This window comes from Roseococcus sp. YIM B11640 (assembly GCF_049727625.1).
In the GTDB taxonomy this organism is placed as follows: domain Bacteria; phylum Pseudomonadota; class Alphaproteobacteria; order Acetobacterales; family Acetobacteraceae; genus Roseococcus.
The window spans coordinates 247,279-262,190 of sequence record NZ_JBBJOZ010000001.1; the positions used below are offsets into that span (position 1 = coordinate 247,279).

Here is a 14,912-nt window from a genome sequence, read left to right on the forward strand (position 1 = left end):
CCGATGGGCATGAACCTGAAGGGCGGCTCCTTCGAAGGCTGGCGCCGCGAGAACGGGCGGATGGGCGTGCGCAACCACGTCGTCATCCTGCCGGTGGACGATCTCTCCAATGCGGCCGCCGAGGCGGTGGCGAACAACATCAAGGGCGCGCTGGCCATCCCGCACGCCTATGGGCGGCTGCAGTTCGGCGCGGATCTCGACCTGCATTTCCGCACGCTGATCGGGACCGGCACCAACCCGAATGTCGCGGCGGTGATCGTCATCGGCATCGAGCCGGGCTGGACGGGCCGGATCGTCGAGGGCATCGCGGCCAGCGGCAAGCCGGTGGAGGGCTTCGCCATCGAGCAGAACGGCGACATCAACACCATCGCCCATGCCTCCCGGGCCGCCTACCGGATGGTGAAGCACGCCTCGCGCCTGAAGAAGAGCAAGGCGCCGCTGGTCGAGCTATGGGTCTCCACCAAATGCGGCGAGAGCGACACGACGAGCGGGCTGGCGAGCTGCCCAACGGTGGGCGACGCCTTCGACAAGCTCTGGGAGAACGGCAACACCCTGGTCTTCGGCGAGACGACCGAACTCACCGGCGGCGAGCACCTCGTCGCCGCGCGCTGCCGCACACCCGAGATCCGCGCGCAGTTCCAGGCGATGTTCGACCGCTACCAGGCGGTGGTGGAGGCCAACAAGACCTCCGATCTCAGCGAGAGCCAACCCACTAAGGGCAATATCGAGGGCGGCCTCACCACCATCGAGGAGAAGGCTCTCGGCAATATCCAGAAGATCGGGAAGAAGTGCCTGGTGGACGGCGTGCTCGACAAGGCCGAGGCGCCGACTCATTCCGGCCTCTGGTTCATGGACAGTTCGTCGGCGGCGGCGGAGATGGTCACGCTCTGCGCCGCCTCAGGCTACGCCGTGCATTTCTTCCCGACGGGGCAGGGTAATGTGATCGGCAATCCGATCCTGCCGGTCATCAAGCTGACGGCGAACCCGCGCACGCAGCGCACCATGTCGGAGCATATCGACGTCGATGTGACCGGCCTGCTGCAGAAGAAGATGAACATGCACGACGCGGGCGAGGCGCTGCTCGACTGCATGCTCCGTACCGCCGATGGCGAACTGACGGCGGCCGAGCTGCTCGGCCACCGGGAATTCTCCCTGACGCGCCTCTACGAGAGCGCGTAGCGCGTCAGCCGCGCGGAAGGCTGCGGTTGAACACCAGTGCACCGAGGGCGGCGGCCCGTTCCTCGGTGCACTGGTCGCGGCCCATGCGGCCGGCGATGGCCATGATGGCCAGCGCGATATCGGCCTGATCGTCCTTTCCGGGCATGGCGGCTTCTGGCTGCGCCAGACAGGCCGCGCCCTCGCTCGTCCAGCCCGCCGCGAATTCGCTGCCGGGCGCGGCGGGCGCGCGCTGGATGCCGATGCGATCATATATGCCGGCCGCCTGGCCGCCCTCGGCCGAGCGGAGCAGGTTCACGCAGGCGCGATGATAGGGCGCGAGGGCCACGCCCTCGGCCGTGCGGGCCCATGGGCGGTAGCCATAGCGGATGCAGGTTCCGATGGCGCTGGAGGAGCAGGTGAGCCGCAAGGCACCCTCTGGCCCGGGAAAGACCATACCGAGCGCGCCGCCGTCGCAGGGCTCGGCCCACTCTCCATCCGCGCCGCGCAGCGAGAGCCGGTAGAGCCAGATATCGCCGGCGGGCTGGCCGGGCTGCGCGCCGGGAATTCCTTCGTCCTGGCGCGCGTCCTCCACGCGGACCTCCAGCCCCTGGAACCGCAGGACGGTGCCGGCGAGCTGCGCGCCGGTGAGGACGCGCCCGTCCTGCATCTCGGCCCGCAACCCGCCGCCATCGGCCGTGACGCGGGTGGCACGGGACGGTGCGGCATTCGCGGCGGCAGCGAGCAGCAGCAGGGCCAGGGCGGGAAGGGCGATCAGGTTTCGGATCATGGCGCCTCGACAAGACTGAGCCGCGGCAGGGCCGCGGCTAAATGATCATGTCTGGCGCCCCTGATCGCGGCTGCGATCGGGATCCACTCTAGCGTGCGGGTTTCGCGAATGAAGCTTTGGTTGCACCCCGGCCGAAATTAATCGGCCATGTGGCGGGAATCCCTCGCCTTCCCAAGTTGGGGAGGGTCAAAGAGGCTCCAGGCCTTTCTCCGCATAGACGGCCGCGAGGGCGGGAGCGGCCAGCGCGGCAAGAAAGCGAGCCGCATCCGGGCGCCGGCCCGGGAAAACGGCGCCGGAGAACACGGTATCTGGCTGAATTTCTTGAGGAAGCCGGCCTATCAGGTCGATTCCCGGCACCGCCATCAGTTCGCTGACCTGCTGCACGGCGAGTTCCACCTTCCCATCGAGAAGAAGCTGGCCGGTGAAGCCTGCCGGGATGATGGTCGCCTTGGCGTTGATCTCGGAGGCGATCCCCATGCGCTCCAGCAACCCGGCGAAGAAGATGCCACTCGCCCCTGCGCGGGAGTAGCCGACGGTGCGCGCCGCCAGCAGCGTCTGCCGGAAGGTTTCCACCGTGGAGATGTCCGGCCGGGGCGCGCCCTTCGCCACGGCCATCCCGACATGTGAGCGCGCGAAGTCGATCCGGCTGCCCGCCGCCAGGACGCCGCTCTCCAGCAGTTCTTCGACGGCGTCGGAGGTCAGGATCACGGCATCCCCGCGCTCCCCGGCCGCAATTCGCTCCATGAGCTTCTTGGTCGGCTCAAAGATGGGTGCGACCTCGAAGCCGAGGCGCGGCAGCACCTCCTCCAGCACGCCCACGACGCCGAGGGTGGAAAGCAGCTGGATCGGGGCGGTGGAACTCACGCGGCAACTCCTGTCATGCCCGGACAGCATTCCTTGGCCCCCGGCTGTTGTCGAGCGCGCCCGCCCCCCCTTATCTACCGCGATGGCCGCACCTGCCCCCGTCTTCGACAGCCCCGACCCCTCCTTCGGCGACCTGCTCGCCGCCCGCCCTGGCCTCGCGCTCGACCCGCTGGCCGGGCTGATGATGGAGGAGGTTCCGCTTGCCCGCATCGCCGCCGCGGTCGGAACGCCCACCTGGGTCTATTCCGCTGGCACGCTCCGCCGCCGCGCGCGCCTGCTGAAGGACGCGCTGGCCGAGGCGGGGCTCGACGCTTCCATCCACTACGCCACCAAGGCCAACCCGGCCCTGGCCGTGGTGAACCTGCTGGCGCAGGAAGGCTTCGGTGCCGACGTGGTCAGCGAGGGCGAGCTTCGTGCCGCCCGCGCCGCCGGTGTGCCGGCGGGCTCCATCGTCTTCTCCGGCGTCGGTAAGACGGAGCGCGAGATGCGCCTGGCCATCGCAGAGGACATCCTGCAGATCAACCTGGAATCCGCCGAGGAGGCGGAGATGCTGAGCGCGCTGGCCGCCTCGCTCGGCCGCAAGGCGCGCGTGGCGTTGCGCGTGAACCCGGATGTGGATGCCAAGACCCACGCCAAGATCACGACGGGCCTCAGCGAGAACAAGTTCGGCGTGCCGATCGCCCTCGCGCCGGAACTCTACGCTCGGCTCTGCGCCCTGCCGGGCTTGGATCCCGTAGGTCTCACCGTGCATATCGGCAGCCAGATCGCCCAGGGCGTCGGCTCCTATCGCGCGGCCTATCAGCGCCTGGGCCAGCTGGTCCGCGAGCTTCGGGCGGCCGGGCTTCCGGTGCAGCGGGTGGATTGCGGCGGCGGCCTCGGCATTCCTTATCGCGACGAGGTTCCGGGCAGCCCGGCGGCGCTGGCCGGTGCTATCAAGGCGGGGCTGGGCGATCTCGGTGTGAAGGTGATGCTGGAGCCGGGGCGCTGGATCGCGGGGCCGGCCGGCGTGCTGCTCTCCCGCGTCATCATCGAGAAGAAGGCCGCGACGCGCCGCTTCGTGATCCTGGACGCGGCGATGAACGATCTGCTGCGCCCGGCCATGTACGAGGCGTGGCACGGCATCCTGCCTGTCGCGGCCTCCGGCTTCCATGCGCCGCTTTCCCCGGCGGATGTGGTCGGGCCTGTCTGCGAAAGCAGCGATACCTTCACGCGCGGCCGGGACCTGCCGGCCCTGCCGCCGGAATCGCTCGTGGCAATCCTGGATGCGGGGGCTTACGGTGCGTCCATGAGCAGCACCTACAATGCCCGGCCCCTCGCGGCCGAGGTCATGGTGGATGGCGCCCGCTTCGCCGTGATCCGCGACCGGCAGCCCTATGAGGCGCTGCTCGCGGGCCAGCGCCTGCCGGATTGGGCGGGATGAACGACAGCCCGGCCCTCCGCCGCAAGCGCGCGCTCGCCCGCGCCGCGCTGTGGTGGGAGGCCGTCTGGCCGGCCGCCTGGCCGGCGCTCGGCGTGGCCGGGCTGTTCCTGATATTCGCCCTGCTGGGCCTGCCGTCGGTGATGCCCGGCTGGCTGCATGTCCTTGTCCTGCTTGGATTCGGGCTGGGCCTGGGCTTCGCGCTGTGGCGCGGCTTCCGGCATTTCGGCCGCCCCGGCCTCTCCGCCGTTGACCGCCGGCTGGAGCGCGCGAGCGGCCTCGCGCACCGCCCGCTGGCGGCGCTGGCCGACCAGCCCGCGACCAAGGATCCGGCCGGCCAGGCGCTCTGGGCCGCGCATCAGGCCCGCATGCGGCGGATGATCGCGCGGCTGCGCGTCGGCCGTCCGCGCCCCGGGCTGGCGGCGCGGGACCGCAGGGCTCTGCGCGGCGGGCTCCTGGTGGCGCTGGCCGCCGCGCTGGTCATGGCCGGGCCGGAGGATGCGCCCGGCCTCGTCCGCCGCGCCCTGACGCCGAGCTTCCACGTAGCGCCCCCGCCCGCGCCGCTCCGTACCGAGGCCTGGGTGACGCCGCCCGGATATACCGGCGCGCCGCCGATCTTCCTCGCGGCCGAGGGCGGGGCCGCGACGGTTCCGGCCGGCAGCCGCCTGCAGATCGCCGTTTCCGGCGCGCTCGGCCGGGCGCCCGAGGCCACCGGGCCGGCGGGCTTGGCTTTCCAGCCCCTGGGCGGCGGCAGCTTTACGGCCCAGGCCGTGCTCGACAGCGGCGCGCGGATCGCCATCCAGCACGATGGGCGGGAGCTGGTGGCCTGGAATCTGGCGGTCCAGGCGGATGCTCCTCCCGTCGCCGGCTTCACCGAGCCGCCCGCGCGCGCGCAGCGTGGCCTTGCTATCCGGCTCCCCTGGCGGGCGGAGGACGACTGGGGCGTGATCTCGCTGCGCGCCGAATTTCGCCTCGCGGCGCGCCTGGACGCGGCACCGGTCACCCTCGACATGACCTTGCCTTCCGCCGCCCCGAAGCAGGCGCGCGGCTTGGCGCAACCTGACCTCTCTGCGCATCCGTGGGCCGGATTGCCCGTGCGCCTGCGGCTCGTGGCGCGCGACGGCGCCGAACAGGAAGGCGTCTCGGAGGAAGTGGAGCTGACGCTGCCCGAGCGCAGCTTCAATCATCCCGTTGCGCGCGCGATGATCGAGGTGCGCAAGGCGCTTTCGCTCGCGCCCCAGGCGCGGCTTCCGGCGATGAGGGATCTGGAGCAGCTCGCGAACGCGCCGGAGGCGTTCGAGAATGATTCCAGCACGCTGCTCGCGCTCCGGACCGCGCGCGGCCAGCTGCAGCGCGATCGCCGGCCGGAGGCGGTCGCCGAGGTGCAGGACCTTCTGTGGGAAGCTGCCCTCGCGCTCGAGGAAGGGCGCGACAGCCGCACTGCCCGCGCCCTGGCCGAGGCGCAGCGCCAGCTCCGCGAGGCGCTGAACGAGGCCGAGCGAAACCCGCAGGACGAGCAGCAGCGCAGCGAGGTCGAGCGCCGGATCGAGCAGCTGCGCGAGGCCATCCGCCGCCACCTCGAAGCCCTTGCCGAGCGGCTGCAGCGCGAGAATGCGGAAGCGCTGCCCTATGACCCGCAGCAGCGCATGCTCGACCAGCGCGACATGGACCGCCGGACCCGGCGCATGGAGGACGCGGCGCGCGAGAACCGCATGCAGGACGCCCGGCGCGAACTGGCCGAGCTCGAGGAGATGCTGCGCGCGCTCCAGGAAGGCCGCGTGGCGCGCGGCGAGAGCCCCGAGCGCCAGCGTCAGCGGGAGCGCGGCCAGCAGCAGATGGGCGCCGTACAGGACATGATCCGCCGCCAGGGCGAGATGGTGGACGAGGGCCAGCGCCGCAGCGAGCAGCAGGAGCAGCGCGAGCAGCAGCGCCGTCGCCAGCAGCAGCCCTGGAACCAGCGGCCGTTCCAGCCGCCCAGCCAGCAGGGCCAGGAAGACCCGTCCCAAGGCGAGCGCGAGGCAGAGCAGTCGCGCCAGGCCGAGACGCGCCGGCAGCGCGCGCTGCGCCGCGCGCTCGGCGAGCTCATGCAGCAGCAGGGCGACCTGACCGGCGAGATCCCGGAGGCGCTGGGCCGCGCCGACCAGTCCATGCGCGAGGCCCAGGACGCCCTGCGCGAGGGCCGCGATGCCCGAGAGTCGCAGCAGGAAGCGATCCGCAACCTTCAGGAAGGCGGGCGGCAGATGGCGCAGCAGATGCAGCGCCAGTTCGGCCAGGGCCAAGGGCAGGGCGAGGGCGAGGCGGAGGACGACCCCGGCGGCGACATGGAAATGGGCGGCGAGGGGCAGGAGGGCGAGCAACAGCTCGGCCAGGGCCGCGATCCGCTCGGCCGGCGTCCCCGCGAGTCCACCGGCAATGCCGACAATGGCAGCGATACCCGCGTGCCGGAGGAGGCGGAGCTGCTTCGCACCCGCCGCCTGCAGGAGGAGCTGCGCCGCCGCGGCGCGGAACGCGAGCGCCCCGCCGAGGAGCTGGAATACATCGACCGCCTGCTCCGCCGCTTCTGAGATTCTTGTCCTGACGGCGCCGGATGCGCCAGGATGCATGCGTCATCCTGGGGTTGGACAATGGCCACGCAAGAGCCTGAAATCGATCGCAACTACTTCGGTCTGCTGCAGGGGGCCAAGGCCGGCGCGCTACTGAAGGACCTCGCGCGGGAACGGCCGTCGCTGAAAGAGCGGCTCGCGGCGGGCCGGGCGCTCCGGAAGAGCGTGACGCGCGAGAGCCATGGCGACTGGGCCCCGGCAGCGGATCGGCAGGATCCGGTGGCCGTCATCACCGCGCAGAATGCATCGCGCGTGCCGTCGCTAGTACCGGTGCGGCATGGCCGAATGCTGGCCTCGCCTTTCGCCTTCCTCCGCGGGTCGGCGGCCATCATGGCGGCGGACCTCGCCCCCACCCCGGTCACCGGGCTGAACGTCGCGGCCTGCGGGGACATGCATGTGGCGAATTTCGGCCTCTTCGCCTCGGCCGAGCGCAATTTGATCTTCGCCATCAACGACTTCGACGAGATGCATCCGGGGCCCTGGGAATGGGATCTCAAGCGCCTGGCGGCGAGCGCGGCCGTGGCGGCGCGCTTCATGGGCGGCGACGCGAAGGACGGCGACGAGGCGGTACGCAAGCTGGTGGCCAGCTACCGCCGGCGCATCCGCGAATATGCAGAGATGCCGTATCTCCAGGTCTGGTACGAGCGGATCGACGACCGCTCCATCCTCAAGGCGATCCCGTCGAGCATCCGCAAGAAGGCCGAGCGCATCATCGCGAAGGCGCGCGCCAAGGGCCACCTCCGCAGTCTGGAGCGCATGACCGAGCAGGTGGGGGGCACCCACCGCCTGGTGGAGGACATCCCGCTCATCGTTCGCGAGACGCATGATGCCCAGGGCCGCCCCATCACCGAGGCGATGGAGGTCCTGTTCCGGGAATACCTCGGCTCCCTGCCCGAGGACCGCAAGCGGCTGCTGGCGCGCTACCGCATCATGGACGTCGTGCGGAAGACGGTGGGCGTGGGCAGCGTGGGGACAAGCTGCTGGGTGGCCTATTTCCAGGGCCTCGACAGCGACGATCCGCTCTTCCTCCAGGTGAAGGAGGCCGGGCCCTCGGTGCTGGCGCCCTACGCGAAATCCAAGCTCAAGGTGACGAACCAGGGGCAACGGGTCGTGATCGGCCAGCGGCTGACCCAGGGCTCGCCGGATATCTTCCTGGGCTGGGCCAAGGTCGGCAAGCGCGATTTCTACGTGCGGCAGCTGGCCGACATGAAGGGGGGCGCGAGCTTCGACGATGGCGCAGAGAGCCTGAGGAGCTTCCCGGAATACTGTGCCCTCTGCGGCTGGGCCCTGGCGCTGGCGCATGCGAAGTCGGGCGATGCGGCTGCCATCGCCGGCTATTGCGGCAAGAGCGACGAGCTGGACGAGGCCTTGGCCCGTTTCGCCCGCGCCTATGCCGTGCAGACGGAAGCGGACCACGCCGCCCTGGCCCGCGCGGCGGCGGACGGACGCATCCCGGTGGCGCAGGGCTGAGGCTCGGCGTTCCGGATAAGCTCGGCAGGAGCCGACCGGAACAACGCCATGCCGCACACGCCCTTCACCGCCGAGGAAAGAGCCGCGCTTCTCGCCCTCAGGGCCGAGAGGCCCGCGCGCCGCCGTCGCAAGCACCATGTCAGCACGGGCGAGAAGGTAGCCGACTGGGTCGCCGCGACCGTCGGTTCCTGGCGGTTCATCCTGATCCAGTCCGGGCTGCTGCTGCTCTGGATCGCGGTGAACGTCGTGGGGTATTTCGGCGGGTGGGACCCCTACCCGTTCATCCTGCTCAACCTCGCGCTCTCGTTCCAGGCGGCCTACACGGCGCCCATCATCATGATGAGCCAGAACCGGCAGGCGAAGCGCGACCGCGAGGAAGCGGAGTGTGATTACCGCGTGAACGAGAAGGCGGAGCTGGAGATCGAGGCGCTGCACGCCAAGATCGACGCCATCCGCGAGCAGGAGCTGCTGCGGCTGATCTCGGTGATCGAAAGCCTCTCCGAGAAGATCGAGCAGCGCGGGGCCTGAGGCCCTACGCGCTGCGGGTCGCGGTCAGCTTCCAGGTCGGATCCTTCGTCGCGACGTCTCGCTGGAAGGTCCAGATGTCCACGACCTCGGTCACCGCGTCGGTGCCGGCGACGACCTCGTTGCCGCTGCCGGTGGTGATGTTCACCTGGTCCGAGACGAAGCGGACCGTGACCTCGGCCAGGGTGCCGTTCAGCGCCGCGCCCTCGATCGCCATCTCCTGAATGGAGCGGATTTCGGTGCGCTGGCTCTGCTGCGCCTGCTCGCGGGCCGTCACCGCGCCCTCGAAGCCGGCATACGTGTCGTCGGAGAGAAGCGAGCGCAGGGTCTGTCGGTCGCCGCGCGCGAAGGCCTCCACGATCATGCGGAAGGCCTGCTCGGCGCCGTCCAGGAAGCCCTGGGGGTCGAAGCTGGGGTCGGCGGCGCCGATGCGCGAGAGCGCCTGGCCGGCCGGGGTGGAGGTGATCGGCAGGGTACGGCGCGGCCCGTCGATACGGGCACGGGCGATGTCCTCGGTCACGTTCTCGACCCGGGTCGAACGCGCTTCCGGCACGCCCGGGGCCTGCGGCGGGCGCTCGTAGCCCTGGCGCTTGCCCAGCACGCTGCGGAGCCGCAGGACCAGAAAGGCCGCGACCATGGCGAAAAGGATCAGGTCAATCGGGAAACCGCCCTGCATTCGTACCTCCAGCCCGATCTACTTAGGGAAGGCATGGCGCCGCTGCAATCTCCTGCGGGCCGATTCACCGTCTTGCCCCGCCGGAACGGCCCGGCTAGGCGAGAAAGCATGATTTTTCTTCGCCACGGGCAAAGCGAATTCAACCTGCACTTCACGGCGACCCGCCGTGATCCGGGCATCGTCGACCCGAAGCTGACCCCGCTGGGCCACCAGCAGGCAGCCCAGGCGGCCGAGGCGCTGAAGGGCCGGGACATCCGGCGCATCATCGTCTCGCCTTACACCCGGGCGCTGGAAACCGCCGCCCCCGTCGCCCGCGCCCTCGATCTGCCGCTCACCGTAACGCCCACGGTCCGGGAACGTTACGCCTTCGTCTGCGATGTCGGCTCGCCCATCAGCCAGCTCCGGGCGAATTGGCCGCAGCTCGCCTTCCACGCCATGGAGGAGGTCTGGTGGCCCGCCATCGAGGAACCGCAGGAGGGCGTGCTGGAGCGCGCAGCGCTGTTCCGGGCTGAAATGGCGGCGCTGGATGATTGGGCGCACACCCTGGTCGTGTCGCACTGGGGCTTCATCCTGGCCTTCACCGGCCGCTCCGTGACCAACGGCGAGATGATCGAGGCCGACCCGACGAAGGGCGCGCCCGAGAACGTCTCATGGCGCCATCACTGACGCCATGAGCGAAATCCTCGTCAGCGGCGGCGTTGTCGTCACCCTCGACGAGGAACGCCGGGTCATCGAGGACGGCGCGGTCGCCATGCGCGGCGGCCGGATCCTGGCCGTCGGCCCCCGGGCCGAGGTCGAGCGCGATTTCCCCTCGCCGGATCAGCGGATCGACGCGCGCGGCAAGGCCGTGCTGCCCGGCCTGGTGGACGCGCACGCCCATGCGGGCCACGGTCTGGTGAAGACCATGGGCAATGGCGATTTCGCCGCCTGGGGCGAGGCCTGCCGCGTCATCTACAGCCAAGCCTCGCCACCCGGCTTCTGGTACGCCGAGGCGCGGCTCGCGGCACTGGAGCGGCTGAAGGCGGGCGTCACCACGGGCGTCTCCGTCCTCGGCGGCGGCGACTGCATCATGCGGACCGACACCCCCGCCGCCGGCGAGGCGCGGGCCCGCGCCGTCGACGAGGTGGGCATCCGCGAGGTGATGGCCGTCGGCCCGCGGCGCCCGCCCTTCCCGCATGACTATGTGATGGAGGACGGCGCTACCCGCGCCATCTCCTTCGAGGACCATCTGGAGACGATGGGCCTGCTTTTCGAAGCGCTGCACGGCAGGGGCCGCATGCGCCTCTGCACCTTCATGCCGGTGTACCGCGAGACCGTGCATGACAAGGCGGTGGTCGCCGGGATCCGCGCGCAGGGCCGCAAGGTGCGGGAGCTCGGCGCCACCTTCAACGCGATCTTCCACCAGGACGGCCACCGGGCCGGCAGCATCGCCATGGCCGAGGAGATGTTCGGCCTGCTCGGCCCCGATGCCTTCCTCTCCCACTGCACGGACCTCACGGAGGCCGATTTCGCGGCGCTCAAGCGCAGCGGCGCGCATGTGGTGCACAACCCCACCGCGCTCGCCGCCGTCTCGGGCTTCTGCCCGGTGGTGCGGCTGCTGGAGGCAGGGGTGAACGTCGCCGTGGGCAGCGACGGGACTGCGCCCGACCGCAGCGGCGACCTCTTCCGGCACGCCTTCGAGGCGATGCGCTATGCGCAGCGCGCCGAACGCGACCCTTCGCTGATACCGCCCGGCAAGGCGCTGGAGATGATCACCATCGACGCGGCGCATGCCATCGGCATGGGGCGCGAGATCGGCAGCCTGGAGCCCGGCAAGCGGGCCGACCTCATCACCGTGGACCTGCGCGCGCCCCACATGGCGCCGGCCAACATGCCGGTCTGGCGTATCGTGTGCTTCGCGACCGGCGCCGATGTGCGCGACGTGGTCATCGGCGGCGAGCTCCTGATGGAGGACCGCCGCCTGCCGCATCTGGACGAGGCCGAGATCGTGGCGGCGGCCGAGGCGGAAGCGGCCTCCATGCTGCGTCGTTCCGGCCTCGCATGGCTGGCCGTCGAGGACCCGGGCTGGCGGAGGGTCCGGCGTTAGGTAAGCTCCCGGGCAGGTATAAGGACACCTGCCTTGCCGCTCTGGGTTCCCATCACGCTTGTCGCTGCCCTGTTCCAGACCTGGCGCACCGCGCTCCAGCAGCGACTTCGTGGCCAGCTTTCGCTCAATGCGGCGGCGGTGGTGCGGTACCTTTATGGCGTGCCCTTCGGGCTGCTGATCCTGGGCGCCTACTGGCTCATCATGGGCGGCAGCTTCGAGAGCCCGTCCTGGTACTTCATCCTGCTCTGCGGGGCGGCCGGCCTGGCGCAGATCTTCGGGACGAACCTGCTCATCTCCTCCTTCTCCTCCCGCGGCTTCGCGGTGGGGACGGCCTATTCCAAGACCGAGGCGGTGCAGGCCTCCTTCATCGCCGTCTTCCTGCTGGGCGAGCATCTGGAGCCGCTTTCCTGGCTGGGCATCGCGGTCAGCGTCTTCGGCGTGATGTATCTCTCGCTCGCCGGGCGCGGTATGCGCGCCGCGGATATCCTGCGCGCCACCTTCCAGCATGCGGCGCTCTGCGGGATGGGGGCAGGCTTCTGCTTCGCGCTCACGGCCATCTTCGTGCGCAAGGCGAATTTCGACCTGGCGGGCACGGACACGATCCTGAAGGCGCTGTTCTCCGTCGTCGTCACCAACACGCTGCAGACGCTGATGCAGGGCGGCTGGCTGATGCTGCGCGAGCCGAGCCAGGCGAAGGCCGTGTTCCGCAGCTGGCGCAGCTCTGCGCAGGTGGGCGCGCTTTCGGCCGGCGGGTCTTGCTGCTGGTTCGTGAGCTTCGCCCTGGCGCCGGTGGCGCTCGTGCGCTCGGTGGGCCAGGTCGAGATCATCTTCACGCTGCTCTTCGGCCGCTTCTTCCTGTCAGAGAAGCTGAAGACGCGGGACGTGATCGGCGCGCTGCTGGTGGTGGCCGGCGTGGTGCTCGTGCTGGCCGGCTCGATGGTATAGGCACCGGCCCGAGGCGAAAGCCTCGGGCCGAAAGGCGGTCAGTCCTTGCGGAAGAGCGCGAGGATCTTCTCGGGCATCACCTCTTCCAGCGTCTTGGGGGTCCAGCTCGGCGAGCCGTCCTTGTCGACGAGCACGCTGCGCACGCCCTCGCGGAAGTCCGGATGCTCGTGCACGACGCTGCTCGTCAGCACCAGCTCCTCATCCAGGCAGCCGCGCAGGTTCAGCTTGGCGCCGCGGCGCAGCAGCTCCAGCGAGACGCTCAGGCTGGTGGGTGACATGCGGCGCAGGGTCTTGAGCTGGGCGGCGGCCCATTCGGTGCCCTCCGCTTCCAGCGCGGCGACGATGCCGAGCATGGTGTCCTTGGAGAAGCAGCGGTCGATCGCCTCGCGATGCGGGGCGAAGCTCGCCTCCGGCGCGGGCTCGGCGAAACGCTCCACCACCTTGGCGTCGCCCGTCTCCACGAGCGCGGCGCGCAGCGCGGCCATCTTCTCGCGCGGGACGAAATGGGTGGCGAGGCCGGCATGCACCGAATCCGCGCCGTTCAGGCGCGCGCCCGTCAGCGCGAGCCAGGTGCCGATGGCGCCCGGCAGGCGGGGCAGGATGTAGCTGGTCCCCACATCGGGGAAGAGCGCGATGGCCGTCTCCGGCATGGCGAGCAGCGCATGCTCGCTCACCACGCGAGGGCCGTTGTGGATGGCGAGGCCGATGCCGCCGCCCATGCAGACGCCGTCGATCAGCGAGACCCAGGGCTTGGGGAAGAGGGCGATGCCCTCGTTCACCGCGTATTCCTCGGTGAAGAAAGCGGTGACGGGCGCGCGGTCACCCGCGATGGCGGCCTCGCGCACCGCGCGGACGTCGCCGCCGGCGCAGAAGGCGCGGCCGCCCGCGCCCTCGAGGATCACGAGCTTGACCGAAGCGTCGTCCTTCCACTGTGCGATAGCCGCGGCGAAATCGCGGATCATGCCGATATCCAGGGCGTTCAGCGCCTTGGGCCGGTTCATCAGGATGGTGCCGGCTTGGCCCTCGCGGTTCAGGATGAGGCTCGCTTCGGTCATGGATATTCCTCGTTGGCTTGCTTCGGCGGTAGCCCGAGGGGCGGGGGCTGGCAAGAAGCCCGGACGAATGGCGGCCATCCTTGGCACGCGAAATTTGGCGGCGAGGCGCCGCCGATTGCGGCTATAGACGTTTCCGCCTTCGGGGCTATGTCCCCGGCGCATCGCATAGGGAGAACGACAGATGGCCTTCATTCACCGGCGCGGCCTCATGCTGGGGGCTGCCGGCCTCGGCCTCGCCAGCCTCGTCCGCCCGGCGAGCGCCCAGGCCCCTGCGGCGCCGACCGGCCCCTTCACCCTGCCGCAGCTGGGCTACGCCTTCGACAAGAACGAGGCCGCGATCGACGCACGGACGATGGAGCTCCACTGGCGCTTCCACCACCAGGCCTATGTGACCGGGCTGAACGCCGCCGTCGCGGGGCAGGATGCCCTGGCCCGCATGCCGCTGGACGAGCTCGTGATGGGCATCAACCAGGCGCCCGAGGCCCTGCGCACGCGGCTGCGCAACTTTGGCGGCGGCCATGCGAACCACTCCATGTTCTGGGAGATCATGGGCGGCGCGGGCGGCGAGGCGGCGGGCAACGTGAAGGCCGCTATCGACCGCGACCTCGGCGGTTTCGGCGAGTTCAAGAACCGCTTCAACGCAGCGGCCATGAGCGTCTTCGGCTCCGGCTGGGCTTTCGTGACAGTGACGCGGGAGGGCCGGCTGGCCATCGTGACCAAGCCTAACCAGGACAGCCCGTTGATGGACGGCCAGCGCGTCCTGATGGGCAATGACGTGTGGGAGCACGCCTACTACCTGCGCTACCAGAACCGCCGCGCCGAATATGTCGGCAAGTGGTGGGACGTGCTGGACTGGGCGAAGATCGGCACCCGCTTCGATGCGGGCGTGGCGGGGACGCTCAAGGTCTGATGATCGGGGCGTGAGCATGATTCGCCTCGATGCGGCGACCGACATGCTCGGCGTTGTCGACGTGCAGCCGACCTTCATGCCGGGCGGGGAACTGCCCGTGCTGGGCGGCGACGAAGTGGTGCCGGTCATCAACCGATTGCTGGCCGGGCCCTTCTTGCATGCGTTCGCGACGCAGGACTGGCATCCGCCGGGGCACAGCAGCTTCGCCAGCAGCCATCCCGGCCGGCAGCCCTTCGACATCGTCGAGATGCCCTATGGGCCGCAGACGCTCTGGCCGGACCATGCGATCCAGGGCAGCCCGAATGCGGAGCTGCACAGGAACCTGCGGCACGAGAGGATCGAGCTGATCGTCCGCAAGGGATTCCACCAGGCGATCGACAGCGACCTTCTTCGAGAACGACAACGCCACGACCACG

General features: G+C 70.2%; 14 protein-coding genes. 9 read left to right on the forward strand and 5 right to left on the reverse strand.

Annotated features, from left to right (window positions below):
• Window positions 1-3 precede the first annotated feature (3 nt).
• The gene (locus WJM96_RS01255) at window positions 4-1,179 is read left to right on the forward strand and encodes a UxaA family hydrolase (RefSeq protein ID WP_424810598.1); all 1,176 of its coding nucleotides are present in this window, start codon (window positions 4-6) and stop codon (window positions 1,177-1,179) included.
• A gap of 4 nt (window positions 1,180-1,183) precedes the next feature.
• Here the strand turns inward: WJM96_RS01255 and WJM96_RS01260 are convergent, their stop codons facing one another.
• Entirely contained in the window at window positions 1,184-1,945 is a 762-nt protein-coding gene (locus WJM96_RS01260) for an ADYC domain-containing protein (RefSeq protein ID WP_424810599.1), read from the reverse strand.
• A gap of 186 nt (window positions 1,946-2,131) precedes the next feature.
• On the reverse strand, window positions 2,132-2,809 hold the full coding sequence (locus tag WJM96_RS01265) for a substrate-binding domain-containing protein (protein ID WP_424810600.1): 678 nt from the start codon (window positions 2,807-2,809) through the stop codon (window positions 2,132-2,134).
• Window positions 2,810-2,891: 82 nt separating this feature from the next.
• On the opposite strand from WJM96_RS01265, the gene lysA reads away from it, so the two are divergent.
• From lysA to WJM96_RS01285, 4 genes are read left to right on the forward strand one after another with little or no spacing between them, the layout of a single operon-like run.
• Window positions 2,892-4,229 carry a diaminopimelate decarboxylase gene (lysA, locus tag WJM96_RS01270; protein ID WP_424810601.1) on the forward strand — a complete coding sequence of 446 codons (1,338 nt, stop codon included), beginning with the start codon at window positions 2,892-2,894 and terminating at the stop codon, window positions 4,227-4,229.
• Window positions 4,226-6,790, forward strand: a complete 2,565-nt coding sequence (locus WJM96_RS01275; RefSeq protein WP_424810602.1) for a TIGR02302 family protein — start codon at window positions 4,226-4,228, stop codon at window positions 6,788-6,790. The genes lysA and WJM96_RS01275 overlap by 4 nt, the downstream gene beginning before the upstream one ends.
• Before the next feature lie 60 nt (window positions 6,791-6,850).
• The gene (locus WJM96_RS01280; protein ID WP_424810603.1) at window positions 6,851-8,299 is read left to right on the forward strand and encodes a DUF2252 domain-containing protein; all 1,449 of its coding nucleotides are present in this window, start codon (window positions 6,851-6,853) and stop codon (window positions 8,297-8,299) included.
• 48 nt (window positions 8,300-8,347) lie between these two features.
• Window positions 8,348-8,827: a DUF1003 domain-containing protein gene (locus tag WJM96_RS01285; RefSeq protein ID WP_424810604.1), complete on the forward strand. Its 480-nt coding sequence runs from the start codon at window positions 8,348-8,350 to the stop codon at window positions 8,825-8,827.
• A 4-nt stretch (window positions 8,828-8,831) separates the two neighbouring features.
• Here WJM96_RS01285 and WJM96_RS01290 read toward each other — a convergent pair whose 3' ends face one another.
• Window positions 8,832-9,500: a Tim44/TimA family putative adaptor protein gene (locus WJM96_RS01290; protein ID WP_424810605.1), complete on the reverse strand. Its 669-nt coding sequence runs from the start codon at window positions 9,498-9,500 to the stop codon at window positions 8,832-8,834.
• 108 nt (window positions 9,501-9,608) lie between these two features.
• Here WJM96_RS01290 and WJM96_RS01295 point away from each other — a divergent pair, with 108 nt between their 5' ends.
• From WJM96_RS01295 to WJM96_RS01305, 3 genes are read left to right on the forward strand one after another with little or no spacing between them, the layout of a single operon-like run.
• Window positions 9,609-10,166 carry a histidine phosphatase family protein gene (locus WJM96_RS01295; RefSeq protein ID WP_424810606.1) on the forward strand — a complete coding sequence of 186 codons (558 nt, stop codon included), beginning with the start codon at window positions 9,609-9,611 and terminating at the stop codon, window positions 10,164-10,166.
• Between the two features lie 4 nt (window positions 10,167-10,170).
• Window positions 10,171-11,586: an amidohydrolase family protein gene (locus WJM96_RS01300; protein ID WP_424810607.1), complete on the forward strand. Its 1,416-nt coding sequence runs from the start codon at window positions 10,171-10,173 to the stop codon at window positions 11,584-11,586.
• A 33-nt stretch (window positions 11,587-11,619) separates the two neighbouring features.
• Window positions 11,620-12,531, forward strand: coding sequence for an EamA family transporter (locus tag WJM96_RS01305; protein WP_424810608.1), 912 nt, complete (start codon window positions 11,620-11,622; stop codon window positions 12,529-12,531).
• A 38-nt stretch (window positions 12,532-12,569) separates the two neighbouring features.
• Here the strand turns inward: WJM96_RS01305 and WJM96_RS01310 are convergent, their stop codons facing one another.
• The gene (locus WJM96_RS01310) at window positions 12,570-13,586 is read right to left on the reverse strand and encodes an enoyl-CoA hydratase/isomerase family protein (protein ID WP_424810609.1); all 1,017 of its coding nucleotides are present in this window, start codon (window positions 13,584-13,586) and stop codon (window positions 12,570-12,572) included.
• A gap of 181 nt (window positions 13,587-13,767) precedes the next feature.
• Between WJM96_RS01310 and WJM96_RS01315 the strand changes: the two genes are divergently transcribed.
• Window positions 13,768-14,496, forward strand: a complete 729-nt coding sequence (locus WJM96_RS01315) for a superoxide dismutase (protein WP_424810610.1) — start codon at window positions 13,768-13,770, stop codon at window positions 14,494-14,496.
• On the opposite strand, the gene WJM96_RS01320 is transcribed toward WJM96_RS01315, so the two are convergent.
• Window positions 14,486-14,899 (reverse strand): hypothetical protein, encoded by a 414-nt coding sequence (locus tag WJM96_RS01320; protein ID WP_424810611.1) that lies wholly within the window; start codon window positions 14,897-14,899, stop codon window positions 14,486-14,488. The two genes, WJM96_RS01315 and WJM96_RS01320, sit on opposite strands and share 11 nt — an antisense overlap.
• Between the last annotated feature and the right edge of the window lie 13 nt (window positions 14,900-14,912).